This window comes from Ruegeria sp. CL7 (assembly GCF_056536445.1).
The window spans coordinates 1,185,432-1,212,055 of the sequence record NZ_JBQFPQ010000001.1; the positions used below are offsets into that span (position 1 = coordinate 1,185,432).

At 57.8% G+C, this 26,624-nt stretch carries 26 protein-coding genes and 3 tRNA genes; 17 read left to right on the top strand and 12 right to left on the bottom strand.

Annotated elements, in window-relative coordinates; genetic code table 11:
• Window positions 1-178 precede the first annotated feature (178 nt).
• From purL to grxD, 3 genes are all read left to right on the top strand, one after another.
• On the top strand, window positions 179-2,338 hold the full coding sequence (purL, locus tag ACR0LI_RS06005) for a phosphoribosylformylglycinamidine synthase subunit PurL (RefSeq protein WP_480718179.1): 2,160 nt from the start codon (window positions 179-181) through the stop codon (window positions 2,336-2,338).
• Between the two features lie 135 nt (window positions 2,339-2,473).
• Window positions 2,474-2,710, top strand: a complete 237-nt coding sequence (locus ACR0LI_RS06010) for a BolA/IbaG family iron-sulfur metabolism protein (RefSeq protein WP_152457878.1) — start codon at window positions 2,474-2,476, stop codon at window positions 2,708-2,710.
• A 252-nt stretch (window positions 2,711-2,962) separates the two neighbouring features.
• Window positions 2,963-3,325: a Grx4 family monothiol glutaredoxin gene (gene grxD, locus ACR0LI_RS06015; RefSeq protein WP_171116094.1), complete on the top strand. Its 363-nt coding sequence runs from the start codon at window positions 2,963-2,965 to the stop codon at window positions 3,323-3,325.
• Between the two features lie 6 nt (window positions 3,326-3,331).
• Here the strand turns inward: grxD and ACR0LI_RS06020 are convergent, their stop codons facing one another.
• From ACR0LI_RS06020 to ACR0LI_RS06030, 3 genes are read right to left on the bottom strand one after another with little or no spacing between them, the layout of a single operon-like run.
• On the bottom strand, window positions 3,332-3,679 hold the full coding sequence (locus ACR0LI_RS06020; protein WP_171723341.1) for an MliC family protein: 348 nt from the start codon (window positions 3,677-3,679) through the stop codon (window positions 3,332-3,334).
• Window positions 3,676-4,071, bottom strand: a complete 396-nt coding sequence (locus ACR0LI_RS06025) for a cell division protein ZapA (protein ID WP_171632712.1) — start codon at window positions 4,069-4,071, stop codon at window positions 3,676-3,678. Before ACR0LI_RS06025 ends, ACR0LI_RS06020 begins: the two co-directional genes overlap by 4 nt.
• Window positions 4,071-4,925, bottom strand: coding sequence for a hypothetical protein (locus ACR0LI_RS06030; RefSeq protein ID WP_480619297.1), 855 nt, complete (start codon window positions 4,923-4,925; stop codon window positions 4,071-4,073). The genes ACR0LI_RS06025 and ACR0LI_RS06030 overlap by 1 nt, the downstream gene beginning before the upstream one ends.
• Before the next feature lie 236 nt (window positions 4,926-5,161).
• Here ACR0LI_RS06030 and tkt point away from each other — a divergent pair, with 236 nt between their 5' ends.
• Window positions 5,162-7,186: a transketolase gene (gene tkt / locus ACR0LI_RS06035; protein ID WP_480718180.1), complete on the top strand. Its 2,025-nt coding sequence runs from the start codon at window positions 5,162-5,164 to the stop codon at window positions 7,184-7,186.
• Between the two features lie 56 nt (window positions 7,187-7,242).
• Here the strand turns inward: tkt and ACR0LI_RS06040 are convergent, their stop codons facing one another.
• Window positions 7,243-8,202, bottom strand: coding sequence for a DUF808 domain-containing protein (locus ACR0LI_RS06040; RefSeq protein ID WP_480718181.1), 960 nt, complete (start codon window positions 8,200-8,202; stop codon window positions 7,243-7,245).
• Between the two features lie 181 nt (window positions 8,203-8,383).
• Here ACR0LI_RS06040 and gap (ACR0LI_RS06045) point away from each other — a divergent pair, with 181 nt between their 5' ends.
• From gap (ACR0LI_RS06045) to gap (ACR0LI_RS06055), 3 genes are all read left to right on the top strand, one after another.
• On the top strand, window positions 8,384-9,385 hold the full coding sequence (gene gap / locus ACR0LI_RS06045) for a type I glyceraldehyde-3-phosphate dehydrogenase (protein ID WP_152457871.1): 1,002 nt from the start codon (window positions 8,384-8,386) through the stop codon (window positions 9,383-9,385).
• Between the two features lie 72 nt (window positions 9,386-9,457).
• Complete coding sequence (locus ACR0LI_RS06050) at window positions 9,458-9,601, top strand: hypothetical protein (RefSeq protein WP_171632722.1); 144 nt, start codon at window positions 9,458-9,460, stop codon at window positions 9,599-9,601.
• A gap of 82 nt (window positions 9,602-9,683) precedes the next feature.
• Window positions 9,684-10,688: a type I glyceraldehyde-3-phosphate dehydrogenase gene (gene gap, locus ACR0LI_RS06055; protein WP_152457870.1), complete on the top strand. Its 1,005-nt coding sequence runs from the start codon at window positions 9,684-9,686 to the stop codon at window positions 10,686-10,688.
• Here the strand turns inward: gap (ACR0LI_RS06055) and coaD are convergent.
• From coaD to ACR0LI_RS06070, 3 genes are all read right to left on the bottom strand, one after another.
• Window positions 10,680-11,171: a pantetheine-phosphate adenylyltransferase gene (gene coaD, locus ACR0LI_RS06060; protein ID WP_152457869.1), complete on the bottom strand. Its 492-nt coding sequence runs from the start codon at window positions 11,169-11,171 to the stop codon at window positions 10,680-10,682. The genes gap (ACR0LI_RS06055) and coaD overlap by 9 nt on opposite strands.
• Before the next feature lie 85 nt (window positions 11,172-11,256).
• A complete protein-coding gene (locus tag ACR0LI_RS06065) occupies window positions 11,257-11,694 on the bottom strand; it encodes a CBS domain-containing protein (RefSeq protein WP_171632726.1) in 438 nt (145 codons plus the stop codon).
• 60 nt (window positions 11,695-11,754) lie between these two features.
• Window positions 11,755-12,657, bottom strand: coding sequence for a LysR family transcriptional regulator (locus ACR0LI_RS06070; RefSeq protein ID WP_152457867.1), 903 nt, complete (start codon window positions 12,655-12,657; stop codon window positions 11,755-11,757).
• A 104-nt stretch (window positions 12,658-12,761) separates the two neighbouring features.
• Here ACR0LI_RS06070 and ACR0LI_RS06075 point away from each other — a divergent pair, with 104 nt between their 5' ends.
• Window positions 12,762-14,261, top strand: a complete 1,500-nt coding sequence (locus ACR0LI_RS06075; RefSeq protein ID WP_171632733.1) for a CoA-acylating methylmalonate-semialdehyde dehydrogenase — start codon at window positions 12,762-12,764, stop codon at window positions 14,259-14,261.
• Window positions 14,262-14,450: 189 nt separating this feature from the next.
• A complete protein-coding gene (locus ACR0LI_RS06080) occupies window positions 14,451-15,050 on the top strand; it encodes a L,D-transpeptidase (protein WP_171632735.1) in 600 nt (199 codons plus the stop codon).
• Between the two features lie 68 nt (window positions 15,051-15,118).
• On the opposite strand, the gene ACR0LI_RS06085 is transcribed toward ACR0LI_RS06080, so the two are convergent.
• On the bottom strand, window positions 15,119-15,595 hold the full coding sequence (locus ACR0LI_RS06085) for a fasciclin domain-containing protein (protein WP_480718182.1): 477 nt from the start codon (window positions 15,593-15,595) through the stop codon (window positions 15,119-15,121).
• 71 nt (window positions 15,596-15,666) lie between these two features.
• Complete coding sequence (locus ACR0LI_RS06090) at window positions 15,667-16,518, bottom strand: class I SAM-dependent methyltransferase (RefSeq protein ID WP_480718183.1); 852 nt, start codon at window positions 16,516-16,518, stop codon at window positions 15,667-15,669.
• A 137-nt stretch (window positions 16,519-16,655) separates the two neighbouring features.
• Here ACR0LI_RS06090 and ACR0LI_RS06095 point away from each other — a divergent pair, with 137 nt between their 5' ends.
• The 5 genes from ACR0LI_RS06095 (at window position 16,656) to ACR0LI_RS06115 (ending at window position 21,382) form a co-directional block, all read left to right on the top strand.
• Window positions 16,656-17,771: a carboxylate-amine ligase gene (locus ACR0LI_RS06095; protein WP_480718184.1), complete on the top strand. Its 1,116-nt coding sequence runs from the start codon at window positions 16,656-16,658 to the stop codon at window positions 17,769-17,771.
• Between the two features lie 112 nt (window positions 17,772-17,883).
• Window positions 17,884-19,026, top strand: coding sequence for an acyl-CoA dehydrogenase family protein (locus ACR0LI_RS06100; RefSeq protein WP_171632745.1), 1,143 nt, complete (start codon window positions 17,884-17,886; stop codon window positions 19,024-19,026).
• A gap of 7 nt (window positions 19,027-19,033) precedes the next feature.
• Complete coding sequence (locus ACR0LI_RS06105; RefSeq protein WP_480718185.1) at window positions 19,034-20,074, top strand: enoyl-CoA hydratase/isomerase family protein; 1,041 nt, start codon at window positions 19,034-19,036, stop codon at window positions 20,072-20,074.
• A 3-nt stretch (window positions 20,075-20,077) separates the two neighbouring features.
• Complete coding sequence (gene mmsB, locus ACR0LI_RS06110) at window positions 20,078-20,950, top strand: 3-hydroxyisobutyrate dehydrogenase (RefSeq protein ID WP_245223395.1); 873 nt, start codon at window positions 20,078-20,080, stop codon at window positions 20,948-20,950.
• 108 nt (window positions 20,951-21,058) lie between these two features.
• A complete protein-coding gene (locus tag ACR0LI_RS06115) occupies window positions 21,059-21,382 on the top strand; it encodes a hypothetical protein (protein WP_210092303.1) in 324 nt (107 codons plus the stop codon).
• Window positions 21,383-21,398: 16 nt separating this feature from the next.
• Here ACR0LI_RS06115 and uvrA read toward each other — a convergent pair whose 3' ends face one another.
• The 3 genes from uvrA to ACR0LI_RS06130 form a co-directional block, all read right to left on the bottom strand.
• The gene (gene uvrA, locus ACR0LI_RS06120; protein WP_480619283.1) at window positions 21,399-24,257 is read right to left on the bottom strand and encodes an excinuclease ABC subunit UvrA; all 2,859 of its coding nucleotides are present in this window, start codon (window positions 24,255-24,257) and stop codon (window positions 21,399-21,401) included.
• A gap of 177 nt (window positions 24,258-24,434) precedes the next feature.
• Window positions 24,435-24,511: transfer RNA gene (locus ACR0LI_RS06125), tRNA-Asp, on the bottom strand.
• 44 nt (window positions 24,512-24,555) lie between these two features.
• A tRNA-Asp gene (locus ACR0LI_RS06130) sits at window positions 24,556-24,632 on the bottom strand.
• Between the two features lie 180 nt (window positions 24,633-24,812).
• On the opposite strand from ACR0LI_RS06130, the gene ACR0LI_RS06135 reads away from it, so the two are divergent.
• From ACR0LI_RS06135 to ACR0LI_RS06145, 3 genes are all read left to right on the top strand, one after another.
• A tRNA-Val gene (locus tag ACR0LI_RS06135) sits at window positions 24,813-24,887 on the top strand.
• Window positions 24,888-24,999: 112 nt separating this feature from the next.
• A complete protein-coding gene (locus ACR0LI_RS06140; RefSeq protein ID WP_480718186.1) occupies window positions 25,000-25,863 on the top strand; it encodes an APC family permease in 864 nt (287 codons plus the stop codon).
• A 27-nt stretch (window positions 25,864-25,890) separates the two neighbouring features.
• The gene (locus ACR0LI_RS06145) at window positions 25,891-26,586 is read left to right on the top strand and encodes an APC family permease (RefSeq protein ID WP_480718187.1); all 696 of its coding nucleotides are present in this window, start codon (window positions 25,891-25,893) and stop codon (window positions 26,584-26,586) included.
• Window positions 26,587-26,624: the final 38 nt, after the last annotated feature.

Genomic DNA, 26,624 nt, shown 5'->3' on the forward strand with positions numbered 1-26,624 from the left:
TTCGCGGTCCGCGCCAGCTGCATGCACCCATTTTGGGACGCATTCATCCGGAACCGGCAGTGATGCCGGTTCCGTTTTTCTTTGAAAGACGCAACCTGCGCCGTCTTGACCCTTTCCACACGCGCGCGCTTGCCCTACAAGGCGCGCAATCTCGGCCCACTTGGACACAGGACAGAAGATGCAAGAGCCCGCCATCACACCCGATCTGATTGCCGCACACGGGCTCAAGCCCGAGGAATATGACATGATCCTCGAGATCATCGGGCGTGAACCTACTTTCACCGAGCTCGGCATTTTCTCGGCCATGTGGAACGAGCACTGTTCCTACAAATCTTCGAAGAAATGGCTGCGCACCCTGCCCACCTCTGGGCCCCAGGTGATCTGCGGACCCGGTGAAAACGCAGGCGTGGTGGACATTGGCGACGGTCAGGCCGTGGTCTTCAAGATGGAAAGCCACAACCACCCGTCTTACATCGAACCCTATCAGGGTGCGGCGACCGGCGTGGGGGGCATCCTGCGCGACGTCTTTACTATGGGCGCGCGTCCCATTGCGTCCATGAACGCATTGTCTTTTGGCGAACCCGGCCATCACAAGACCCGTCAACTGGTCAACGGCGTGGTCGAGGGCATCGGTGGCTATGGCAACTGCTTCGGTGTGCCTTGCGTCGGTGGCGAAGTGCGCTTTCACCCCGCATACAATGGCAACTGCCTTGTGAACGCCTTTGCCGCTGGCCTGGCCGACAGCGACAAGATTTTCTACTCGGCCGCGTCGGGCGTGGGTATGCCCGTCGTCTATCTGGGCGCAAAAACCGGTCGTGATGGTGTGGGGGGCGCGACCATGGCATCCGCCGAATTCGACGACACGATCGAAGAAAAACGCCCCACCGTTCAGGTCGGCGACCCCTTCACCGAAAAGCGCCTGATGGAGGCGACGCTGGAACTGATGCAGACCGGTGCCGTGATCTCGATCCAGGACATGGGCGCAGCGGGCCTGACCTGCTCGGCCGTTGAAATGGGTGACAAGGGTGGCCTTGGCGTACGTCTTGATCTGGAAAACGTTCCTCAGCGCGAAGAAAACATGACAGCCTATGAAATGATGCTGTCCGAATCTCAGGAGCGTATGCTGATGGTCCTCAAGCCCGAGCTTGAGGCCGAGGCCCGCGCCGTGTTCGAAAAATGGGATCTTGATTTCGCGATCGTTGGCGAAACCATTGCCGAAGACCGCTTTCTGATCATGCATAACGGTGAAGTCAAAGCCGATCTGGTTCTGTCCAAACTGTCTTCTACCGCGCCGGAATACGACCGCCCATGGGAGCCTACGCCACAGGCAGAGGAACTGGCCGAAGTGCCCCAGATCGACCCGATTGACGGGCTGCGCGCCCTGCTCGCGTCGCCCAACTACGCAGGCAAACAGTGGGTCTATGAACAGTACGACACCATGGTGATGGCGGATTCCGTCCGCACGCCGGGTCTGGGTGCGGGCATGGTCCGCGTCCACGGGACCGACAAGGTGCTTGCCTTCACATCCGACGTGACCCCGCGCTATGTGCGCGCAAACCCTATTGAGGGCGGCAAACAAGCCGTGGCCGAAGCCTATCGCAACCTGACCGCCGTCGGAGCCAAGCCGCTGGCCACAACCGACAACCTGAACTTCGGCAATCCTGAAAAGCCCGAGATCATGGGCCAGTTTGTCGGTGCCATACAGGGCATCGGCGCCGCAGTCGGCGCCTTGGATATGCCGATCGTGTCGGGCAACGTCTCGCTGTACAATGAGACTGACGGACAGGCCATTCTGCCGACCCCCACCATTGGCGCAGTCGGCCTGTTGCAGCACTCGGACGAGATCATCGGCAATGAGGTGCGCGAAGGCCACGTTGCGCTTGTGATCGGTGAAACCAAGGGGCATCTGGGTCAATCCGCCCTTCTGGCCGAGGTGTTCAACCGCGAAGACGGCGACGCCCCGCATGTCGATCTGGATGCCGAAAAGCGCAACGGTGATTTCATCCGCGCCAACCGCGAGATGATCAAGGCCTGCACCGACGTCAGCGATGGCGGCATCGCTCTGGCTGCCTTCGAACTGGCAGAAGCCGCAGGCGTTGGCGTATGTCTTGACGACGCCCCGACTGAATTCCTGTTCGGTGAAGATCAAGCCCGCTATCTTGTTGCGTGCAATTTCGATCAGGCCGAGGCATTGATGATTGCGGCCGGTCAGGCCGGCGTTCCACTGAATGCGGTTGGTCGTTTCACCGGCGATACGGTGAAGATCGGCAGCTCGGAAGCCTCGCTTGATGAACTTGCCGCGATTTACCGCAACAGCTTTGCCGACGCTGTCGCCTGACAACGCAACGCGAATGCCAATCGAAACCCGCGCTGTGATCCGGTGCGGGTTTGGTTGTTTTTGCATGTGCCAGTGCTCTTGCACGCCCGGTTCATGCGCTCTACATCTTGGGAAAGACCTTCTGGAGTTATCTACATGCCGATGAGCGCCCACGAAATCGAACACCTGCTGCGCGAAGCCTTTCCCGACGCCGAGATTCAGGTCGGCGGAAATGACGGTGTTCATATGTCTGCCATGGTGGTGGATGAGAGCTTTCGCGGAAAGAACCGGGTACAACAGCAGCGTGCCGTTTATGCCGCGCTGAAAGGCAAGATGGATGGCCCAGATGGTGAGTTGCACGCGCTGGCGCTGACCACCAAAGTGCCGGAGTAAAATGGAACATGCGATTGTAATCTCAATTGCGGTCACTGTCTTTGTCGTGCTTGTCGCGCTATTGGCTTGGAGCCGATCCAAAAACGAACCGCAACCAAAGCGCGGATCGCTTCCTGGGATAGGTTATCGCACAATCCACGCAAACTATGATTCAGGCGGGTCTGGCGGAGGGCATTCCACGCAATATCGTGTCCCCAAAGACCCTCAAGACTACGCCAAAGCTATGATGCCGAAGAGCAAAGGAAACGCAAAATGACCGATGTAAAAACCCAGATCGACGAAACCGTCAAAGCCAATGACGTGGTGCTGTACATGAAAGGCACCAAGGAAATGCCTCAATGTGGCTTCTCGTCCCGTGTTGCCGGCGTTCTAAACTACATGGGTGTTGAATACACCGACGTGAACGTACTGGCCGACGAAGATGTGCGTCAGGGCATCAAGGATTATTCCGACTGGCCGACCGTGCCGCAGTTGTATGTCAAAGGCGAATTCGTAGGCGGTTGCGACATTATCACCGAAATGACCCTGTCCGGCGAACTGGACACGCTGTTTGATGAAAACGGTGTCGGCTACAACAAGGAAGCAGCCGACAAAATCCGCGAAGCAAACGCGTAATCCTGCCTATCGGCTGGAACAATTCTGATAAATAGCCTGCTCATTGGCGGCGCCTGCCGCCAAATAGCTGATTGACGCGTTCCAACCTTTTGAGCGCAGGATATAGGTTCCTTCGGCTCCGAGAGATTCATAGCGGATGCCCGATCCGCTTTCGACCTGGCGCATCGCGACCAGAGTGTTGTCCACCATCGTCGCCGCCGCGCCTGAACCGTCGGGTGCATTGAAATAGGTCACCGGCAACGGCACGCCGTTCTCGCAGGTAAAGGTGACAGACAGAATGTCGATTTCGGCGAGTGCAGATGTTGCCGGGAAAACAAGCAAAGCACCGCAGAAGAAATTGCGCAGATAGGTCATTGTGCCTTCTTCTCCTCGACGACGGAAGCCAGCGCTTCCGCACGTGCTGCCAGCTCGGCCAGCGTATCCGTGACGGATGGCGGCACCACCGCGACTTCAATACGTTCAGGTTCCGGCACGGGCGCATTTCTCAGCGATTGAAGCTCGGCCTCGGCCTCGGCCAGCCTGGCCTCCAGCGACTTGACCTTGTCTTCCGTTGCCGCCGTCTTGTCGGCCAGCAGCAGACCGGCCATCAGCAACATACGCGCTTCGGGCATCCGCCCAATCTGATCGGACAGAACCTGCGCTTCGTCATCCAGCATTTTGGCGGCCGCCTGCAGAAAGGGTTCTTCCCCGTCCCGGCAGGACACGTCAAAACCCCGCCCGCCAATATGAATGGTTACCTCGGGCATTACTCTACCTCACCTTCTACAAGTTTTGCCTGCGACAGCAGAGGTTCCAACCGTGCCAACACGGCCTGCGCTTCGGCGGCGTCCGAAGCCTGCGCCGCACGCGTCGCCTCAAGCTCGGCAACGGTGGCGCGGTTCAGCAATTCAGCATCCGTCAGCCCTTCTGCGGCCGCGGAACGCAACTCTTCTACGGAATTCCGCAACTGCTCGTTCGCCTTGCGCATACGTTGCAGATCGTCATCCAGCCGGGACATCGCAGCGCCATGGCTGGCCCGTTCGGCCCGCAGCATCTCAAGCTCGGCGCTCAGATCATCGACCCGTACCGTATCTTCAAGTTGTGCCTTGAGGCGGCTGTTTTCCGCCTCGACTTCTTTTGCCTGAGCAAGCAATTCACGCAATTGCTCAAGCTCGGCTTTCACCGCCGAAGGATCTTCGATGCCGTCAAGTTCGGCGCGCAGTCTTTCGTTCTCGGCCTTCAACGCGTCCAGTTCGGCATTGTTGTCCAAGGCCGCCTTGGCCTCGGCCAGCTCGGCGCGGGCCGCTTCGACAGACGCGATTTTCGCCCGGGCTTCTTCCAGCTCTGTTCGCAGCGCATCCGCGTCGGCGGCACCCGCTGGTTCCGTGCGCAGCTCCTCCAGATCGGCACGCAGCGCGTCCACTTGTTTTTCGTGCTGCTCTTTCAGGGTCTTCAGTCGTTCCTGAAGCTGCGCATTGGCAACTCTTTCGTCTTCAAGTTCGGCCTGAAGCCTCTCACTTACTTCAGCATTCCGGGACGCACCGCCCAACCCTTCGACGCCCGCACTGATACGATCCATCGCAGCAATAATGCGGTGCTGTAGTTCCTCTAACTGGCTCATGCCCCTGTCACCTCTTTATCAAGGTTCATTCTGTCGCGAAGTGATCCGAATCAAAACCGAATCCCGCTTGCCGACAGTCTAACGGAATGCGACAGAAAATACCCACTGTTTGGTTTCAATCACTTGGGCCTCGCTCTTCACCTATCGGGCGTTGCCAAAGCCCGGTTCCGCTTGCACTTTGGGTGCTGAATGGTATTGAGCGCGCAATCTGCTTTTTATCCAAAGGAACAACGCCCGTGGACCTGACTGCGCTGCGCAAAGCCAACCCCGAACACTGGGACAAAGCTGCGGCCATCCGCACCCTGACCCTTGACGCCGTCGCCGCCGCAAATTCCGGCCATTCCGGCATGCCGATGGGCATGGCCGATGTTGCGACCGTTCTGTTCGAAAAGCACCTGAAATTCGACGCCTCGGCCCCGAACTGGCCGGACCGCGATCGGTTCATCCTGTCGGCTGGCCACGGTTCGATGCTGGTCTATTCACTTCTCTATCTCACCGGTCATGCCGACGTGACGCTGGAAGAGATCAAGAATTTCCGCCAGTTGGGCGCCAAGACCGCGGGCCACCCTGAAAACTTTCTGATCGATGGTGTTGAAACCACGACCGGCCCGCTTGGTCAGGGTATCTCGAATGCCGTGGGTTTCGCCATGGCCGAGGAAATCCAGCGCGCGCATTACGGCAAGAAGGTCGTGGATCACTATACTTACGTGATCGCGGGCGACGGCTGTCTGATGGAAGGCGTCAGTCAGGAAGCGATCACTTTGGCCGGCCGCCATGAGCTGAGCAAACTGATCGTCTTCTGGGACAACAACAACATCACCATCGACGGCACTGTCGATATCGCTGATCGCACCGATCAGGTCCGCCGGTTTGCGGCTTCTGGCTGGCACGTGATTGAAATCGACGGCCATGACTCCAAGGCCATCGATGCGGCCATTGTTCAGGCGAAAAAGTCCAAAAAACCAACCATGATCGCCTGTGAAACCCATATCGCTCTGGGTCATGCTGCGCAGGACACCTCGAAAGGTCATGGGGCACTGACGGATCAGGATCAGCTGAAAGCCGCGAAAGAGGCCTATGGTTGGCCGCACGACACATTCGAAGTTCCAGCCAACGTCAAATCCGCTTGGGAAGCCATTGGTGCACGCGGCGCAGACGAACGTGGGGCTTGGGAAGAACGTTTTGCCCAGCTTTCCGAGAGGAAACAGGCCGAATTCAAACGCGCCTATGCATTTGAGGCCCCCAAGCGGCTGGCTGGCGCCATTCGTGCGTTCAAAAAGCAGATGTCTGAAGAGCAGCCGAAACTGGCCACCCGCGCCTCGTCCGAAAAAGTTCTGAACGTCGTGAACCCGATCATGACCGAGACTGTTGGCGGCTCGGCTGACCTGACCGGATCGAACAACACAAAATCGGCTGATATGGGCGTGTTCCTGCCGGAAAACCGCAAGGGCCGCTATATCCATTACGGCATTCGCGAGCACGGCATGGCCGCTGCGATGAACGGCATGGCGCTGCACGGCGGTATCCGCCCCTATGGCGGTACCTTCATGGCCTTCACCGATTATGCCCGCCCGTCCATGCGGCTGGCGGCACTGATGAAGATCCCGTCGGTTTTCGTAATGACCCATGACTCGATCGGTCTGGGCGAGGATGGCCCGACCCACCAGCCGGTGGAACATCTGGCCATCTCGCGCGCGACGCCGAACACTTATGTGTTCCGTCCCGCCGATACGATCGAAACCGCCGAAGCCTGGGAACTGGCGCTGACCTTCAAGGACAGCCCCTCGGTCCTGTCGCTGACCCGCCAGGGCGTGCCGACCGTGCGCAAGGATCACAAGACCAAGAACCTGACCGCACAAGGCGCCTATGTTCTGGCCGAGGCCGAGGGCAAGCGTCAGGCGATCCTGATTGCAACAGGTTCCGAGGTTTCGCTGGCCATGGAAGCCAAAGCGATGCTCGAAGCCGAAGGCATCGGCACCCGCGTCGTCTCGATGCCCTGCATGGAGCTGTTCGCCGAGCAGGACGAAGCCTATCGCAAGCGGGTACTGCCTGCCGGTCCGGTCCGCGTCGGCATCGAGGCCGCCGTGCGCGCCGGTGGCTGGGATCGCTGGCTGCTGGGCGAGCGTGGCCGCGAAGCCAAGGCAGGCTTCATCGGCATGTCCAGCTTTGGCGCCTCGGCCCCTGCCGGTGAGCTGTACAAGCATTTCGGCATTACGGCCGAAGCAACTGTGGCCAAGGTCAAGGAATTGTTGGGACTGTAAGACAGTCCCTTCTGATCGAGCAAAGGGCGGCTTTGGCCGCTCTTTTCATTTTGGTTTCAATGCGTTTCGGATTTGCTGAACAGGGGCATGATTATCTTGGTTGCCACCGGGATCAAAACCAATCCCCAAGCCAAACCAAATACGCCATCCATCGTGGCCTTGGATACCCACTCAACCGCACCAACCCATTGATCAGACGCGGAATGTCCAATGGCATAGGCCCAATCATGGATATGATGTCCCAGCCAGCCAAAACCCAGAACCTCCATCCCGTGGATGACGATCGAGCCCCCCACCCACAGCATCGCGGCAGTTCCGACAATGGACAGTGTTTTCATCACCCCGGGCATTGCCTTGACCAACCCTCGGCCCAGACCGCGACCGATAGGTGTTGGCGCGTTCTGCGCCAGAAAAAGTCCCACATCATCCATTTTCACGATCAACGCGACGGATCCATAGACGGCCACCGTCACGCCGATCCCGACAACAGCCAGCGTAGCGGCCTGCATCCACAGGTTCGGGGCTTCGATCGCCGCCAGTGCAATGGTCATGATCTCGGCAGACAGGATGAAATCAGTCTTGATGGCGCCCTTGACCTTTTGCTCCTCCAGGTGGCCCGGATCGCGGATTTTCATGTCGTCCTCAATCACATGGCTGCCATGAGGAAACAGAACATGAAAAATCTTCTCGGCCCCTTCAAAACATAAATATGACCCGCCAAGCATCAACAAGGGCGTGATCAGCCACGGCGCAAAATTGGCCAGCAACAAGGCGACGGGCAGCAAGAGTATGATCTTGTTGAAGATCGACCCGCGCGCAATGCGCCAGATGATCGGCAACTCGCGCGCCGGGGCGAAACCCTGCACATATTTCGGCGTCACCGCTGCGTCATCGATGATCACACCGGCGGTTTTGGCCCCCGCTTTGCCTGCCGCCGCAACCACATCGTCCACTGATGCCGCCGCAACCTTGGCAATGCCCGCCACATCATCCAACAGGGCCAAAAGACCACTCATCGCGTTTCCCTTCAATCTGCTGTCGCCAACCGGACCCTACCTGATCCAACGGCTAGCGCAAGCGTTAGCGCAACCGGCGCAGGTTTGCGCTAACACCTTAAAAATATGCCGCTTTTGCCCTTTTGAGATTCCTTTTTCGCCGTTATATGGCCCTCAAGGCAAGCGCATCTGGAGACATCTTATGACCATCAAGGTCGGTATCAATGGTTTTGGCCGTATTGGCCGCTGCACCCTGTCGCACATCGCCGCGTCCGGGCGCAACGACATCGAAGTGATCAAAGTCAACGCAACTGGCCCGTTGGAAACCTCGGCGCATCTGCTGAAATATGACAGTGTTCACGGGCGTTTTCCGCGCGACGTCACCATTGACGGCAATACCATGGATCTGGGTCGCGGCCCGATGCAGATGTTCTCGACCTACGACATGACCGAGTTGGACTGGGAAGGCTGTGACGTCGTCCTCGAATGCACCGGTAAGTTCAACGATGGCCTGAAGGCCAAAACGCATCTGGAACGTGGCGCCGGCAAGGTACTGCTGTCGGCTCCGGGCAAGAACGTGGACAAGACCATCGTTTTCGGCGTCAATCACAACACGCTGGCCGCCAATGACAACATGGTATCGAACGGTTCGTGCACGACCAACTGCCTCGCCCCGCTGGCCAAGGTGCTGGACGAGGGCGTCGGTATCGAACACGGTATCATGACGACCATCCACGCCTACACAGGCGACCAGCCGACACTGGACCGTCGCCACAGCGACCTCTACCGCGCCCGCGCTGCTGCAATGTCGATGATCCCGACCTCGACCGGCGCCGCCAAGGCGCTGGGTGAAGTTCTGCCGAACCTGAAAGGCCGCCTGGACGGTTCCGCCATTCGCGTCCCAACCCCGAATGTTTCGGCGGTGGACCTGACGTTCCGTGCCTCACGCGACACAAGCACGGCGGAAATCAACGCGATCGTCGAAGAGGCCGCCAAAGGCCCGATGCAGCGCGTTCTGGGATATGAGCCCGCTCCGCTGGTGTCGACCGACTTCAACCACACCGAGGAAAGCTCGATCTTTGCACCGGATCAGACCCGCGTCGTCGATGACCGCATGGTCCGCGTTCTGGCCTGGTATGACAATGAATGGGGCTTCTCGGTTCGTATGGCCGACGTAGCTGTTGCGATGGGCCGCCTTAACTGACCCTTCGGACTTCGCTTGTACCTTGATGCCCGCTCAGGTTATCTGAGCGGGCATTTTACGTTCGGGACAGCCATGACCAACCAAATCGCTATCTGGCTCGGCCTTCTTCTTCTCGGCGTTATCATGTTGGATGTAGCGCTGTACGGCACCGAACATCTGCTTTTCCTCGGAAAGAAGCTTTACGACTTTCTGGACTGGCTCGCTTTCTGGCGCTGACAGAGGTTTTCCTTGACATTTCGCTTGATCTGTCATTGTTAGCGCTAACTCATCTTACTGAGACATTTGGACGGAGCAGACCATGACCTTGAAACTGGCGATCAACGGATTTGGACGGATCGGGCGCGGGGTTCTGCGCGCGGTGATGGAAAGCGGACGTACAGACGTTGAGATCGTCGCGATCAACGATCTTGGAAAACCCGAAATGAACGCGCACCTGTTTGAATTTGACAGCGTTCACGGCCGCTATCCCAACCCGGTTACGCTCAGCGATGCAGGTCTGGACGTTGGTCGTGGTCCAATTCGGCTGAGTAGCGAGCGCAACCCCGAGGATCTGCCCTGGTCGGATATTGACGTCGTTCTGGAATGTACGGGTGTGTTTCGTACGCGCGAGGCGGCGGAACGTCACTTCAAGAACGGATCCCGGAAAGTTCTGATCTCTGCCCCGGCCCGAGGTGACGGCGGTGTGAAAACCATCGTCTTTGGCGTCAACGATGGCGAACTGACCGCCGATGATCTGGTGGTGTCAAACGCATCCTGCACCACCAACTGCCTGTCTCCTGTTGCTGCCGCTCTGGATGCCGGCCTTGGTATCAAGCACGGCAACATGACCACTGTTCACGCTTACACTGCCAGCCAGCCTGTGCATGATACAGTGGGAAAAGATCCCTACCTGTCCCGAGCGGCGGCGCTGTCGATGATCCCCACGACAACCGGTGCGGCCGCTGCCGTGGGCCTGGTGCTGCCGCAACTCAAAGGAAAACTGACCGGTCAGGCCATCCGCGTTCCAACCCCGAATGTCTCGGTCGTTGATCTTGTGGCCGAGGTTTCACGCCCCACGACCGAAGAAGAGGTCAACCAACTGTTCGTCGATGCGGCTGCCAAAATCCCCGGCGTTCTTGCCGCGGAAAGCCGTCCTCTGGTTTCCATCGACTTCAATCACGACCCGCACAGCTCGACCGTGTCACTGGCTGAAACCAAGGTTACTGATGGCACGCTGGTTCGTGTGCTGGCGTGGTATGACAATGAATGGGGCTTTTCGAACCGGATGCTTGATACGGCGGCCGCAATGGGTGCCCTAGCCTAACCTTTTTTTCAGCGCATCATTGACACGGGGCGTGACGAATTTCGACACGTCCCCGTTCAACCGGGCGATTTCCTTCACCAGCTTGGACGCGATCGCCTGATGACGCGCTTCGGCCATCAGGAACACGGTCTCGATCGAATCGTCCAGAGCCCGGTTCATGCCGACCATCTGAAACTCGTATTCAAAATCGGCAACCGCACGCAGGCCGCGCACGATGATTTGTGCGCCTACATCCCGCGCACAATCAATCAGCAGGTTTTCGAAGGGGTGCGCGATGATTTCGGTTCCGGTCTGCTCGGACAGCCGGGCGCATTCCGCTTCGATCATGGCCACGCGCTCTTCCAGCGAGAACAGAGGGCCCTTGTCCCGGTTGATGGCCACACCGATAACCAGTTTGTCCACCAAAGCTGCCGCCCGACGGATGATATCGATGTGCCCCATGGTGATGGGATCAAAGGTTCCAGGATACAATCCAACCCGCATCGCGCCCTCCTGCGCAACAAAATTTCTGCGCAAGCAAACATAACTTTGCTGCAGGTGCAAGTGATTGCTTGGGCAACCCTTGTCGTCAGTGCCCCATTATCATGCCTTCAAGGGCATCTTTTTCCATCGCAAGTTCGGAAAGCTGAGCCTTCACCACATCACCCAAAGTGACAATGCCTACGAGTTTTCCGTCTTCAACCACCGGCATGTGGCGAAAGCGCCCCTCTGTCATACGGGACATGATGTCTTCCACGGTGGTCTGGCGCGTCGCCGTGACGAGGTTCTGGGTCATATAAGACTTAACCGGTTGGTTCAGACAACCACTGCCGCTGGCCGCCAATTCCCGGACGATGTCACGTTCTGACAGGATGCCGACCGCGGTATTGCCACCATCGTCGGAAACAACGACCGTACCGATGCGCTTGTCCGCAAGAATCTTCGAGGCCTCTGAGACTGTCGCCGTTGACGCCACGGTCACGACACCATCTGTCGCTTTGGACTTCAGGATGGCCTGAACTAGCATGAAGAATACCTCCGGAATAATAACACTTATTCCAAAGCGTTGCGCGATTGCCGCGACCTGTCAAGCGTCGGGGCCTGCTTCCAAACGAAGCACTTCATCGCGAATACCGCGTGTCAGGGCATCCGCAAAGCGGTTCAACCGCTCGTTGCGCTGGTCACCCTGATGCCTGACCAGATAGAAGCTGCGCGTCAAACTCACTTGATCCGTCAGGATTTTCCGAAGCCCCGGGTGGAATGGCAACGTGAAATCATGCGCCACGCAAACCCCTGTTCCCAGGCAGACCTGCCGCAGTTGAACCGATACCGAATTCGATGCAAGAGCGACACGGTCAACGCCAATGTCATTCAGGTAGTCAAGTTCCCGGTCAAAGATCATATCAGGGATATAGCCGATCAACCTGTGGCCCTTCAGGTCAGCTATGCTCCGGATCGGATCATGTCGCTTCAGATACTCTTCGGTCGCGACCATGTGCAGCTTGTAGTCGCTGATTTTCTTCACCAGCAGCTGACCGGCGGTCGGCGCACTGACCGTAACCGCCATATCCGCCTCGCGACGGGACAGGTTGATCACACGCGGAAGCGCCAGGATCTGAATGTCCAGATCAGGGTTTGCGTCGCTGATTTTGGCACACACCTGCGGCAGCAGATAGTTGGCACTGCCGTCCGGCGCGCCAATCCGGATTTGCCCGCTCAGGGTTTTCGTTGGTCCTGTTACCGCCCCGGCCGCCGCGCGCATCGCTTCTTCTGCGTGCAGCCCGTGTTCCAACAGCCGCTGTCCCGCCGGGGTCAGAACATAGCCTTGCTGCGACTTGGTGAACAATGTGGAATCCAGCGTCGCCTCCAGGCGCGCAATGCGCCGACCAACGGTGGCCGGGTCGATCTTCAGGATACGACCAGCGGATGACAGGCTTTCCTCGCGCGCGACAGCCAAGAATATCCGCATATCATCCCAGTTTGGGGTCATTTTGATCCCTTTTGCATTTTTGCAAAACTCTTTTGAGACATTGCCTCTGTTCGCGGGATTTCTGCAAGCCTATTCTGCGCGCAAATCTATCGGAGGAGCTATTGATGCAAAACCTGACCCATTTCCTGAACGGCGAAATGGTCGCCGGAACGTCCGGTCGTTTCGACGACGTCTACAACCCGGCAACGGGTGAAGTTCAATACAAGTGCCCGATGGCCAGTGCAGCGGAAACCACCGCCGCGATCGAGGCCGCCGCTGCGGCCCAGCCCGCATGGGGCGCAACCAACCCGCAAAAGCGCGCGCGCGTCATGATGGCCATGGTCGGCCTGATGAACCGCGACATGGACAAACTGGCCGAAGCGCTGAGTCGTGAGCACGGCAAAACCATCCCCGACGCCAAGGGTGATTTGCAGCGTGGTCTGGAAGTGATCGAATACTGCATTGGCGCGCCGCAGATGCTGAAGGGTGAGTTTACCGACAGCGCGGGCCCCGGCATTGACATGTATTCAATGCGCCAGCCTCTGGGCGTTGTCGGCTCGATCATGCCATTCAACTTTCCGGCCATGATGCCGCTCTGGCATGTTGGCCCTGCGCTGGCCTGCGGTAACGCCGTTGTTCTGAAACCGTCCGAACGCGACCCGTCCGTGCCCCTGATGCTGGCTGAACTGTTCGTCGAAGCCGGCCTGCCCAAAGGCGTTTTCCAGGTCGTAAACGGCGACAAGGAAGCTGTCGACACCATCCTCGACAGCGAGATTATTCAGGGCGTCAGCTTTGTGGGTTCAACCCCGATCGCACAGTATATCTACAGCCGCGCAACCGCGAATGGGAAACGAGCACAGTGCTTCGGCGGTGCCAAGAACCATATGATCGTCATGCCCGACGCCGATCTGGATCAGGCCGCGGACGCGCTGGTTGGCGCTGGTTTCGGTGCGGCCGGCGAACGCTGCATGGCAATCTCTGTCGCGGTTCCCGTTGGGGAAGAAACCGCAGACAAGCTGATCGAAAAGCTGATCCCGCGCGTCGAAAAGCTAAAAGTGGGCCCCTACACCGCTGGTGACGATGTCGACATGGGCCCTGTAGTAACAGCGGCCGCGAAACAGCGCATTCTGGGCCTGATCAATTCAGGCGTCGAACAGGGTGCGAAACTGGTTGTCGACAACCGCGACTTCAGCCTGCAAGGCTATGAGGACGGTTTCTTTGTCGGCCCGCACCTGTTCGACAACGTGACGCCCGAGATGGACATCTACAAACAGGAAATCTTTGGCCCGGTTCTGTCCACCGTGCGCGCGGGTTCTTACGAAGAGGCCCTTAAACTGGCGATGGATCACGAGTACGGAAACGGCACCGCGATCTTTACCCGCGATGGTGATACCGCACGTGACTTTGCCAGCCGTGTAAACATCGGAATGGTCGGCATCAATGTTCCGATCCCGGTTCCGCTGGCCTATCACACCTTCGGCGGTTGGAAGAAATCCATGTTCGGCGATCTGAACCAGCACGGCCCGGACAGCTTCAAGTTCTACACCCGCACCAAAACCGTGACCGCACGCTGGCCGTCTGGCATCAAGGAAGGTGGCGAGTTTAACTTCAAAGCAATGGACTGATCCTACAGTTTCATGACGCTTGAAGCCCGGCCCGTTCAACGGCCGGGCTTTTTGCATCTTTCCGCCGAAAAACCTGCTTTCGTCCAATCGGTCACAGGAAATTCAAGTGGTTCACTCTGGAAAAATCCAACCAACACCCATATTTTGGCGTGAACATTGTACTGAGCAGTGAACTTATCGGAGGCAACCTTGTCCCAATCTCGTATAACCCGTCGCTCTGCCTTGCTGGGCGTGGCCTCTTTGGTGGCAACACCTGCCCTTGTTCGGGCACAAAGCACGGATGCTTTCCCTGAAACGGAAGACGCGATCAGTACGCAATTGCCGGTCCGACGCAATATATCGTCCTTCTCGCAACAGAGTTGGCAGGACCATTTCGATGAATTGGGCGTTGGATGCCTGCTGGCCGACATCACCAGCCGCGCCGTCCATTACTGGGGGCCTGACGGCACCTACAAACTGTACCCAAGTTCCGTGCCCATGAGCGAAGAGCTTACCAAACGCGGGTACACGAAAGTTGTGCGTAAAACCGAATTCCCAAGCTGGACACCTACGGCATCAATGCGCGAACGTGACCCTTCGCTGCCACTTCGGATGGAAGGTGGCGATCCCGGCAACCCACTGGGAACCCGCGCCATGTATCTGGGTTGGCCTGCCTATCTTGTCCATGGCACGCACGACACGCGCAAGATCGGTCGTCAGAGCTCGTCCGGTTGCATTGGCCTGTACAACCAGCATGTCGAAGAGCTGTATCCGCTGGTAAAAGTTGGCACACAGGTTCGACTGGTCTGATCCACCCTCTCTGAAACGCAAAAGCCCCGGTCGGTCGCCGGGGCTTTCTTGTCTTCGGAAGACGGCATTTATTCCGGCAGGATTACCGCGTCGACGACGTGGATGACGCCATTGCTGGCTTCAATGTCGGCCTGTACGACCTTGGCGTCGTTCACTTTCACGCCGTTTTTGGCGTTGACGCTCAGCCGGTCGCCCTGAACAGTCAGAACCTTGGCACGTTTGCCGGCGATATCTCCAGACATAACCTTGGCCGGTACCACGTGATAGGTCAGAATCGCGACCAGTTGATCCTTGTTTTCTGGTTTCAAAAGCGTCTCGACAGTGCCTTCAGGAAGCGCAGAAAAGGCTTCGTCTGTGGGTGCAAATACCGTGAACGGACCATCCCCTTTCAGGGTGTCAACCAAGCCTGCAGCCTGAACGGCGGCCACCAGAGTATTGAACGACCCGGCGGCAACGGCGGTGTCGACGATATCAGCGGCCTGAGCTTTGAGCGGCATAGCAAAAGCAAGTGCGGCGGCTGCGCCCATGAATGTACGACGGAACATAGCTGTCTTCTCCTCTCCAGCGTGTTATGGAAAGGGTTACGGACCTTTTGCCGCAATGGATCACTTTGGTTTCAGTTTTCTTTGAGCTGCACCCAGATGCTTTGCGCCCGCCCCTCGGCCAGGAACGGCAAGGCAACAACGGCATCAGGCCGATCCTGTTGCAGGTAATACCCCGGCCAAAGCATTGAATACGCGCCAGATTGCAGCAAGCTGTGCAATACGTACTGCTCTCCCCAGCCTGGGCAATCATAGAAGAAGCGCTTGGGATATTCGTAGGGCAAAAAAACATCGTGAACGTGGATCACCACCCCGGGATTCAGAAACGGTATAATGCGGCAGAACAGATGTGCGACATCGTTGCTCATCCGCACAACATGGCTGGAGTCGATGAACAGAATGTCTCCGGCCTCCAGCTCTGCGAATAGCGCCGGGTCAGTTTCTTCAAGACGTTTTTGTTCGAACCGGTCGACCACATGGGCAATATCGGCGCGAGGGTACGGATCAATCGCGGTAATGGTGGTATCCAGATTGCCATCGATGATTGCCTGACGGGTCACACGGGTGGAATTGCCGCATCCGACCTCTATCACGCGTTTGGGCTGAAAGCGGCGGATCATCAGATACAATGCATCCGCATCCGGGCTGTCATAGTAACCATTGCCGGTACGATAACCGGTCTGGTTGCGTGCGGGATCTTTCAGCGCCTCCAGGGCAGCTTTGTGACGCTCGTATTCCGCCACAAGTTGAGAGATGTCGAACCCCTCCATCCCTGGCGACAAAGCATAAACGGGGCGCGTCAACCCACCCGCCGCTTCGAAGGCTTCCAGCCGCGCCCGTTCATCCTGTTCCGTAACTCTGTCGACCAGTTTCACCCCCAATTCTTCAAGGGCGGCATTGATCTTCGGGAATTTTCTGGGTTTCAAGGCGCTGGCTCCGCGATCTGTGATGCAATGTTCCTTACCGTTGCGAACCGTTTCTCTGCAAGGGCAAGCCTGTCAAACCCTTGGCAAAACGGAAATTTCCGTATTCACTGATGGAACGGACAACTGTGAGGGGCCCCATGCAGCAGGAATTTACACTCGGGATCGAAGAAGAATACCTGTTGGTGGATCGTGACAGCCTGCAATTGTCCGAAGCCCCCGAAGCGCTGATGGCGGCCTGCCAAAGCGATTTCGAAGGTCAGGTCAGCCCCGAGTTCCTGCAATGTCAAATCGAGGTTGGAACCAGACCACACGCCACGGTCGCTTCGGCGCGCGAAGACCTGAAGCGGCTGCGGTCATGCGTTTCGAAACGGGCCGCCGAATACAACCTGTCCCCTATCGCCGTCTCGTGCCACCCGTTCGCCAACTGGAAGGATCAACACCACACCCGGAAAGAACGGTATGACGCGCTGCAACATGCATTGGGCGGCGTTGCCCGGCGGATGCTGATATGCGGGATGCATGTACATGTCGGGGTCGAGGACCCTGCCCTGCGTGCCGATCTAATGCCGCAACTGTCATACTTTCTTCCTCATCTTCTGGCGTTGTCCACGTCTTCGCCCTATTGGAACGGCGAGGATACCGGCCTGTCTTCATACCGGCTGACGGTGTTCGACAACCTGCCCCGCACCGGGCTGCCGCCCGTGTTCGCCAGCTGGAGCGAGTATGAACGGAACACAGGCATTCTGGTCGAGCTTGGGGTCATCGAAGACACCACAAAGATCTGGTGGGATCTGCGCCCCTCACATCGTTTCCCAACTTTGGAAACGAGGATCATGGATGTTCAACCCCGTCTGGAGCACACTTTGTCGTTGGCGGCACTGGTTCAGGCATTGACCCGGATGCTGTGCCGTCTGAAAGACCGCAACCTGCGCTGGCGGCAATATGATCGTTTCCTGATCGGTGAAAACCGCTGGCGCGCACAGCGCTACGGAGTGGGTGAAGGGCTGATCGATTTCGGCGACCGGTCAGTCAAACCCATGTCTGAACTGATCGGCGATCTCATGGGGTTGTTGGCTGAAGACACCGAAGCGCTTGGCACGATGACTGAACTCGCACGGCTCAGGCAGATTGCTGAAAACGGCACCTCTGCCACGCGCCAACGCCGTATTCATGCCGAGGCAACAGCGCGGGGGGACGATCCGGGGCAAGCCGTCGTGCGCCACCTGATCGAGGAATTTCACGCCGATCTCTAAACGTTTCCGGCTTGTGATCCGTTTCAACCGACTCATTGTTGCGCCTGCAAAATTTCTGTAAGAATTCAGAAATAAACAACCGTTCAATTCATTGCCGACGGGAGGGAGCGTCATGGATTTCGCACTCAGCGAGGAGCAAACAGCCATATTCGACATGGCGCACGCGTTCGGGCAGGAAAACATCGCCCCCTTTGCGCGCCAGTGGGAGGCAGACGGAACCATTCCCAAAACCTTGTGGCCCCAGATAGGCGAACTTGGTTTCGGCGCGCTTTACGTATCCGAGGAAAGCGGAGGCTCAAACCTGACCCGCCTGGATGCCACGCTGGTTTTCGAGGCGCTGTCGATGGCCTGCCCCTCAGTCGCCGCCTTCCTGTCGATCCACAACATGTGCGCCAAGATGTTGGACAATTTCGCGGATGATGACCTAAAGGCGCGCATCATGCCGGATGTTCTGAGCCTGAATACGGTTCTGAGCTATTGCCTGACCGAGCCCGGTTCCGGCTCTGACGCGGCGGCCTTGAAAACCCGCGCCGAACGCACCAACGAAGGATATACGTTGAACGGTACCAAGGCGTTCATCTCGGGCGGTGGCTATTCGGATGCCTATGTTTGCATGGTACGCACCGGTCAGGACGGGCCCAAGGGGATCTCGACCGTCTATGTCGAGGACGGCACGCCGGGGCTCAGCTTTGGGGCGCTGGAACAGAAAATGGGCTGGAAAAGCCAACCCACTGCGCAGGTTCAATTCGACGACTGCAAAATTCCCGCTGGCAACCTCGTGGGCACCGAAGGCGACGGCTTCAAATACGCGATGATGGGCCTCGATGGCGGACGTCTCAATATCGCGGCCTGTTCTCTTGGGGCTGCTCAGGCCGGGCTGGATATGACCCTGCAATACATGTCCGAGCGCAAGGCGTTCGGCCAATCCATCGATCAGTTCCAGGCCCTTCAGTTCCGTCTGGCGGATATGGAGATCGAATTACAGGCGGCACGCACCTTCCTGCGTCAGGCGGCGTGGAAACTGGACAACGGCGCGCCCGATGCCACGAAATTCTGTGCGATGGCGAAGAAATTCGTAACCGAAACCGGGTCGAAGGTGGTGGATCAGTGCCTGCAACTGCATGGCGGGTACGGATATCTTGCGGATTACGGCATCGAAAAGCTTGTGCGCGATCTTCGCGTGCATCAGATTTTGGAAGGCACGAACGAGATTATGCGCGTGATCGTCGCGCGTCAAATGCTCGCCAATCGCTGAGGCCCCGATGTCAGACATTGAAATCCGCACCACAGGCCGTGCCGGTCGCATCACCCTCACCCGTCCCCAAGCGCTGAACGCGTTGAGCTATGACATGTGCATGGCCATCGACACGGCGATGCGCAACTGGCGGGAAGACGATGCCGTTGACCTGATCGTTCTGGACGCCGAGGGGGAAAAAGCCTTTTGTGCAGGGGGCGACATCGCCGAACTTTATGAAACGGGCACCAAAGAAGATTATGCGTATGGTCAGAAGTTCTGGCGGGACGAATATCGTCTGAATGCCCTGATCTTCGAATATCCCAAACCAGTCATCAGTTTTCTTCAGGGGTTTACCATGGGCGGGGGTGTCGGCATCGGCTGCCATGGCAGCCACCGTGTCGTCGGAGAAAGCTCCAGGATTGCCATGCCCGAATGCTCGATTGGCTTGATTCCGGATGTCGGCGGGTCACTGATGCTGGCCCTCGCACCGGGGCGGCTGGGTGAATTCCTTGGGACTACGGGCTTCAGGATGGGGCCTGCGGACGCGATCTTTGCGGGGTTTGCCGACCATTTCATCCCGCAATCGCAATGGTCTGATCTGATCGAAATTCTGGAAGCGTCTGGAAATGCGAAACTGGTGGCCGAACATGCCGAAACACCACCCAATGGTGAATTGGCAGGGGTGCTGACGGAAATCGACAAACATTTTTCCGGTGAAACTCTGGGCGACATCCTGATCAGCCTGCGCAATGACGATCAGGAATTTGCAGACAAAACTCTGGAAAAAATAATGAAAAACGCGCCGCTTTCCGTGGCCTGCACGATCGAGATGCTGCACCGTCTGCGTGGCCCCTCTCTGACCATGCGGCGCGCGTTGGAGATGGAATACCGCTTTACCCACCGGGCGATGGAGCATGGTGATTTTCTGGAAGGTATCCGCGCGCAGATCATAGACAAAGACCGCAACCCGAACTGGCAGTTTTCCGATACGGACGTCCCCCTGGTGGCCGTCTCGAAAATGTTGCAGCCATTGGGTACGGACACCCTGACATTCGAGGAGGACTGAGAGATGCAGATCGGGTTCATAGGGCTAGGAAACATGGGGGCGCCCATGGCGGCCAACCTGGCAAAGGCTGGCCATCAGGTTCTCGGATTCGACACGGCCGGTGTTGTCGTTGACGGGGTGACTCAAGCCGATACCGCGACAGAAGCCGTCGCCTCTGCCGATGCAGTCATAACCATGCTGCCGAATGGCGCCATCCTGCGGGCCGTTGCAAGTCAGATCATTCCCGCCATGGCGAAGGGTGCCGTGCTGATCGATTGCTCGACAGTTGACGTGGACAGTGCACGCGCAGTCGCGGAACAGGCCAGCGGCGTCGGTCTGATGTTCGTGGACGCACCGGTTTCGGGGGGTGTCGGCGGCGCGGCAGGTGGCACCCTGACATTCATGGCCGGCGGGTCAGACGACGCATTTGCAAAGGCGGCTCCTCTGTTCGACATCATGGGGCAGAAAGCGGTTCACTGTGGCGAAGCCGGAGCCGGCCAAGCCGCCAAGATCTGCAACAACATGATCCTCGGAGTGACCATGATCGCCACGTGCGAGGCCTTTGCCCTGGCCGACAAACTGGGTCTGGACCGCCAAAAGATGTTCGATGTGGTAAGCACCTCATCCGGATACAGCTGGACAATGAACGCCTATTGCCCTGCCCCGGGCGTTGGCCCGCAAAGCCCAGCCGACAATGACTATACTCCTGGATTTGCAGCCGAGTTGATGCTGAAGGACCTGCGCCTCAGCCAACAGGCCGCAACCAGTGCGGATGCGGATACACCGATGGGACAGGCCGCGACTGCTCTTTACGAGCAATTCGTCGAGACCGAAGACGGCAAGGGACGCGATTTCAGTGCCATGTTGCCACGGTTCGAAAAACGCGGACGTGAATAAGACAACTGGCGGCATCTTGCCCAACGATTTGACAGATATTGGGCAAGTGACCATCTAGGCAGTCATGAACAAATGGCCCCGGCTGGCCAAATCGCAAAGGAAGGCGACATGACGAGATTCTTGGTGACGACGGCAACTCTGGCGGCTTTGGCCCTTTCCCCGGTTGGCGCGGCGGCAAAGAACAAGGCCGGGCATTGCCCTCCGGGTCTGGCCAAGAAATCCGTTCCCTGTGTGCCGCCTGGTCAGGCTAAGAAAATCTACCGAGATGGAGACTTCATTACCAACGACTACCGTTGGATCAATGACCCCTATCGCTATGGGTTGAACCGAAACTATTCATATGTCCGTGCAGGTGATTACGTGTACCGGGTCGACCCCGAGACGCGCAAAGTCCTGAACCTGATCGGCGCGATCGCAGATATTCTGAACTGAGGCCGCGTCTGGGCAGTTATTCTGCCGCGACGCGCGCGCCTTTCAGCATCGGCTTCAGGTATCGCCCGGTGTGGCTGCGTTCAACATCGACTATGTCTTCCGGTGTTCCGGTGGCGACGATTTCGCCACCGCCATCACCACCTTCAGGTCCAATGTCGATGATATGATCCGCGGTTTTGACCACATCCAGATTATGTTCGATCACCACGACGGTATTGCCCTGGTCGACCAATTCATGCAGCACTTCCAACAGCTTGCGTACATCTTCGAAATGCAGACCCGTGGTCGGCTCGTCCAGAATATAGAGCGTCCGCCCGGTTGATCGTTTCGACAGTTCCTTGGACAGTTTCACGCGCTGCGCCTCACCACCCGACAGCGTGGTCGCCTGTTGACCCACCTTGATATAGCCAAGACCAACCCGGGCCAGCGCATCCATCTTGTCTCGGATCGAGGGCACGGCCTTGAAGAACTCCTGCGCATCTTCCACCGTCATATCAAGCACATCCGCAATGGACTTGCCCTTGAACTTGATCTCGAGCGTCTCGCGATTGTACCGCGCGCCCTTGCAGGTTTCGCAGGTGACATAGACGTCGGGAAGGAAGTGCATCTCGATCTTGATGACGCCGTCCCCCTGACAGGCCTCACAGCGGCCGCCCTTCACGTTGAAGCTGAAACGGCCCGGCTTGTATCCCCGCGCTTTCGCCTCGGGCAGCCCGGCGAACCAGTCGCGGATCGGGGTGAAGGCCCCGGTATAGGTTGCCGGATTCGATCGCGGAGTCCGCCCGATCGGGCGCTGGTCGATATCGATGACCTTGTCCAGATGCTCCAAACCCTTGATGGTCTCACACGGCGCAGGCGTTTGACGCGCGCCATTCAGGCGCATCGAGGCGGTCTTGAACAACGTCTCAATCGTCAGGGTCGACTTACCGCCACCAGATACCCCCGTGACACAAACGAACTTGCCCAAGGGAAACTCGGCCGTCACGTCTTTGAGGTTGTTACCCGAAGCCTTTACGACCGTTACCTTTTTCTTGTTCCCCTTGCGCCGCTCGGCGGGCACTGGAATCTCGCGTACGCCCGACAGATACTGCCCCGTGATCGAGGCCGCGTCCGCAGCGATCTGCTCGGGCGTGCCGTGGCTGACCACCTGCCCGCCATGCACACCCGCACCGGGGCCAATGTCGAACACATAATCGGCTTCGCGGATGGCTTCCTCGTCATGTTCGACAACAATCACGGTGTTGCCCTGATCCCGCAGATTCTTGAGCGTACCAAGCAACCGGTCATTGTCACGCTGGTGCAAGCCGATCGAGGGCTCGTCCAATACGTAAAGCACCCCGGTCAGGCCCGATCCGATCTGGCTTGCCAGACGAATGCGCTGACTTTCGCCGCCTGACAGGGTTCCACTTGAACGAGACAGCGTAAGGTATTCCAAACCAACATTATTCAGGAATCCCAGCCGCTCGCGGATTTCCTTCAGAATGGCCCGGGCGATCTCATTCTTCTGAGCGCTCAGATGGTTCGGAGCATCCTCGATCCAGGCAAGCGCTTCGCGGATGGACATTTGCACCACCTGACCGACATGCAGTCCCGCGATCTTCACGGCCAAGGCTTCGGCGCGCAGACGATACCCTTCGCAGGTGCCGCACGGGCGGTTGTTTTGGTACCGTTCGAATTCCTCGCGTATCCACGCGCTATCCGTTTCGCGATAACGCCGTTCCATATTCGGAATCACGCCTTCGAAGCTGCGTGTCACCTGGTACACGCGTCCGCCCTCGTCATAGCGGAACTGGATCTCCTCATCGCCCGAGCCCCGCAGGAACACCTGCTGCACTTTGCTGGGCAGGTCTTTCCAGGGCGTGTTCTTGTCAAACTCATAATGACGCGCGATGGCCTCGATGGTCTGAAGGAAATACGGCGACTTGCCTTTCCTCCACGGCGCCAGGGCCCCGTCATACAATTTCAGCGTCTGATCCGGCACCACGAGACGCTCGTCAAAGAACAGCTCGACCCCCAAGCCGTCACAATCCGGGCAGGCTCCGAATGGCGCATTGAACGAAAACAGGCGCGGTTCAATCTCGGGGATAGTGAAACCACTGACCGGGCAGGCAAAATTCTCGCTGAAGGTAATTCGTTCCGGCTCTCCTTCTCGTGGGGCGGTTTCCAGAATCGCGATTCCGTCCGCCAGATCCAGAGCGGTGCGCAGGCTATCGGCCAAACGCGTTTCCATGCCTTCACGAACAACCAGGCGGTCAACCACAACGTCGATATCGTGACGGAACTTCTTGTCCAATGTCGGGGGCTGATCCAGCTCGTGGAACTCACCATCCACCTTCACGCGCTGGAACCCCTGCTTGCGCAGTTCCAGAAATTCCTTCCGGTACTCACCTTTGCGGTCGCGCACGATCGGAGCCAGCAGATACCCCCGCGTGCCCTCCTCCATCGCCATGATGCGGTCGACCATGTCCTGCACCTGTTGCGCCTCGATCGGCTGGCCGGTGGCCGGGCTGTACGGCGTGCCTGCGCGGGCAAAGAGCAGACGCAGATAGTCATAGATCTCGGTGACGGTCCCCACAGTCGAACGCGGGTTCTTCGAGGTCGTTTTCTGTTCAATGGAGATCGCCGGAGACAGTCCACTGATATGGTCAACATCAGGCTTTTCCATCATGTCGAGAAACTGCCGCGCATAGGCGGACAGGCTTTCGACATAACGGCGCTGACCTTCGGCATAAATCGTGTCGAACGCCAGCGACGACTTCCCCGAACCGGACAGCCCGGTGATCACCACCAACTGATCCCGAGGGATATCGACATCGATGCCTTTGAGGTTATGCTCGCGCGCGCCGCGCACCTCTACATTCTTCAGCTCAGCCATTTCCGGCCCCCAACAAACAAGTGGTTTAGAGATAGGCGAGCTTGCCCGAGTCTCCAACAGAAAAGTTAGAACATTTAGTGAACGTACAGGTTTTCGCCGACCAAATCAAACGATGGGCATGGAATCGAACAGCTCAATGCCTGGCTATCTGGCGAACTTATGATTTCAAGGGGAAAATGGCGCGGTTGACGGGGCTCGAACCCGCGACCCCCGGCGTGACAGGCCGGTACTCTAACCAACTGAGCTACAACCGCGCATCTATTTCATGGCCTTTGTCCTGGACCAAGGTAGGCAGCGATGGCGCGGTTGACGGGGCTCGAACCCGCGACCCCCGGCGTGACAGGCCGGTACTCTAACCAACTGAGCTACAACCGCCCGCTGCATGTTCATTGCTGAACGTTTGGGTGTATTATGGCCACGGTCGGGCAGCGTCAAGCGGCGTTTTGAAGTTTTTTGTCAGAATCCAGTTTTTTGTTTGCCCGCTGTTTTTTGCCCGCGCGAATTGCTCAATTTCCCTTGCAGTGCACCCCCGCGGAAGATATGACCGCATGTCATGGGTGATTAGCTCAGTGGTAGAGCGCTTCGTTCACATCGAAGATGTCAGGAGTTCAAATCTCTTATCACCCACCACCCCCTTTTCGGATTTTCGCTTGGAGCCAGCGGGCTTGCCACGTCGCGCGTTCCACGGCTATCGTGTCCTATTTGGCCTGACAACAGGCCACACGCAAACGCTGAGGTCACCATGACGGGGTTGAAGCGCGACATTGGCCTTCTGGGACTGACCTTCATTTCAGTCGGAGGAATCATCGGTTCGGGCTGGTTATTCGGCCCCCTTCTGGCCGTTCAGCATGCAGGGCCCGCGGCTACGATCTCGTGGATTATCGGCGCGGTTGCCATGTTCATTTTGGCCATCACCTTCGCAGAGATTTCCGCCATGCTGCCCATTCCCGGAGGGATCGCGCGCGTGCCTCAGTTTTCGCATGGCAACATCGTTTCGATGGCCATGGGATGGACTGCCTGGATCGGCTACAACACCACAGCGCCCATCGAAGTCGAGGCCATGTTGAAGTACCTGGCGCCGTATGCGCCTTGGCTGCATACGGCCAAGACAGGTGATTTAACCGGGGCGGGTATTTTCGTCGCGCTGGTTTTCATGCTGCTGTTCGTCGCGGTGAATGCGCTTGGGGTCAAGTTCTTCACGCGCGTCAATGCTGCGCTGACCTGGGCCAAGATCGCCATACCAGTTGTCCTGTCCGTTCTGCTTGTCGCAAGCCGGTTCAACACCGAGAACTTCACACAGCCCGATGGTTTTGCGCCCTACGGCGCGCAGGGAATCATGGCCGCCGTTTCCACCGGGGGCGTTATTTTTTCATTCATCGGCTTTCGCCATGTAGTTGATATGGCTGGCGAAGTTCGAAATCCAAAATTTGCAATTCCGGCCGCATTGGTGTTGTCGATAGTTCTGTGCGCCGTCATCTACCTTGGCTTGCAAGTGGCCTTCATCGGTGCGCTGGACCCATCCATGCTGTCCAAAGGATGGGCACAGTTGAGCTTTGGGGGTGAAGGACCACTGGACGCCATCATCATGTCCGTTGGGCTGGTCTGACTTCTGAGCCTGCTGAATGTCGGATCCGTGATAGGCCCTTTTGGAAACGGGCTGGTCGCAACCGGGTCGAACGCCCGTATCGCCCTCGCCCTTTCAAAAAACGGGTTCCTGCCCAGACGGTTGCAGGTTTTATCGTCTTTCGGGGTTCCACTGTGGGCGCTGGGGCTGAACTTTGTGATCGGAACGGTTTTCCTGCTGACAGTACCCTTTACCACCGTCATTGCCTTGAACGGTGCGGCCATCGTCTTGTCATTTGCCGTCGGGCCCATCGCCGTGGTTTGCCTGAGAAACCTTATGCCAGATCATCCCAGATCGATCCGAATACCGGCCGTGCGTCTTGTCGCGCTGTCCGCTTTCGCCATCGCCACGCTGATCGTCTATTGGAGCGGATGGGCCACTGTCTGGCGGCTTGGCATTGCGCTGATTGTCGGGAAAATTCTGTTGCTGATCCGGTTCCGGGGACGTTTGGATGAAATGGACGTTACCGAGGCCCTGTGGCTTGTGCCTTATTTCTCAGGCCTTGGGCTGATCTCATTCCTTGGGCAATTCGGAGCCGGATCGTTGAAACAGATCCCGTTTGGGTGGGACCTTCTGCTTTGTATCCTGTTTTCGTCGATCATTTTTGTTCTTGCCGTCCGCTCGGCGCTGCCATCGAAAAAATTCAATGAATACATAGCCGAAGAAGAAATACTTGATGCAAAGCAACCCGTCATTGGATTGTAAAAAAGGCAGGGCATTCGCCCCGCCTTTTTCATTCTCTC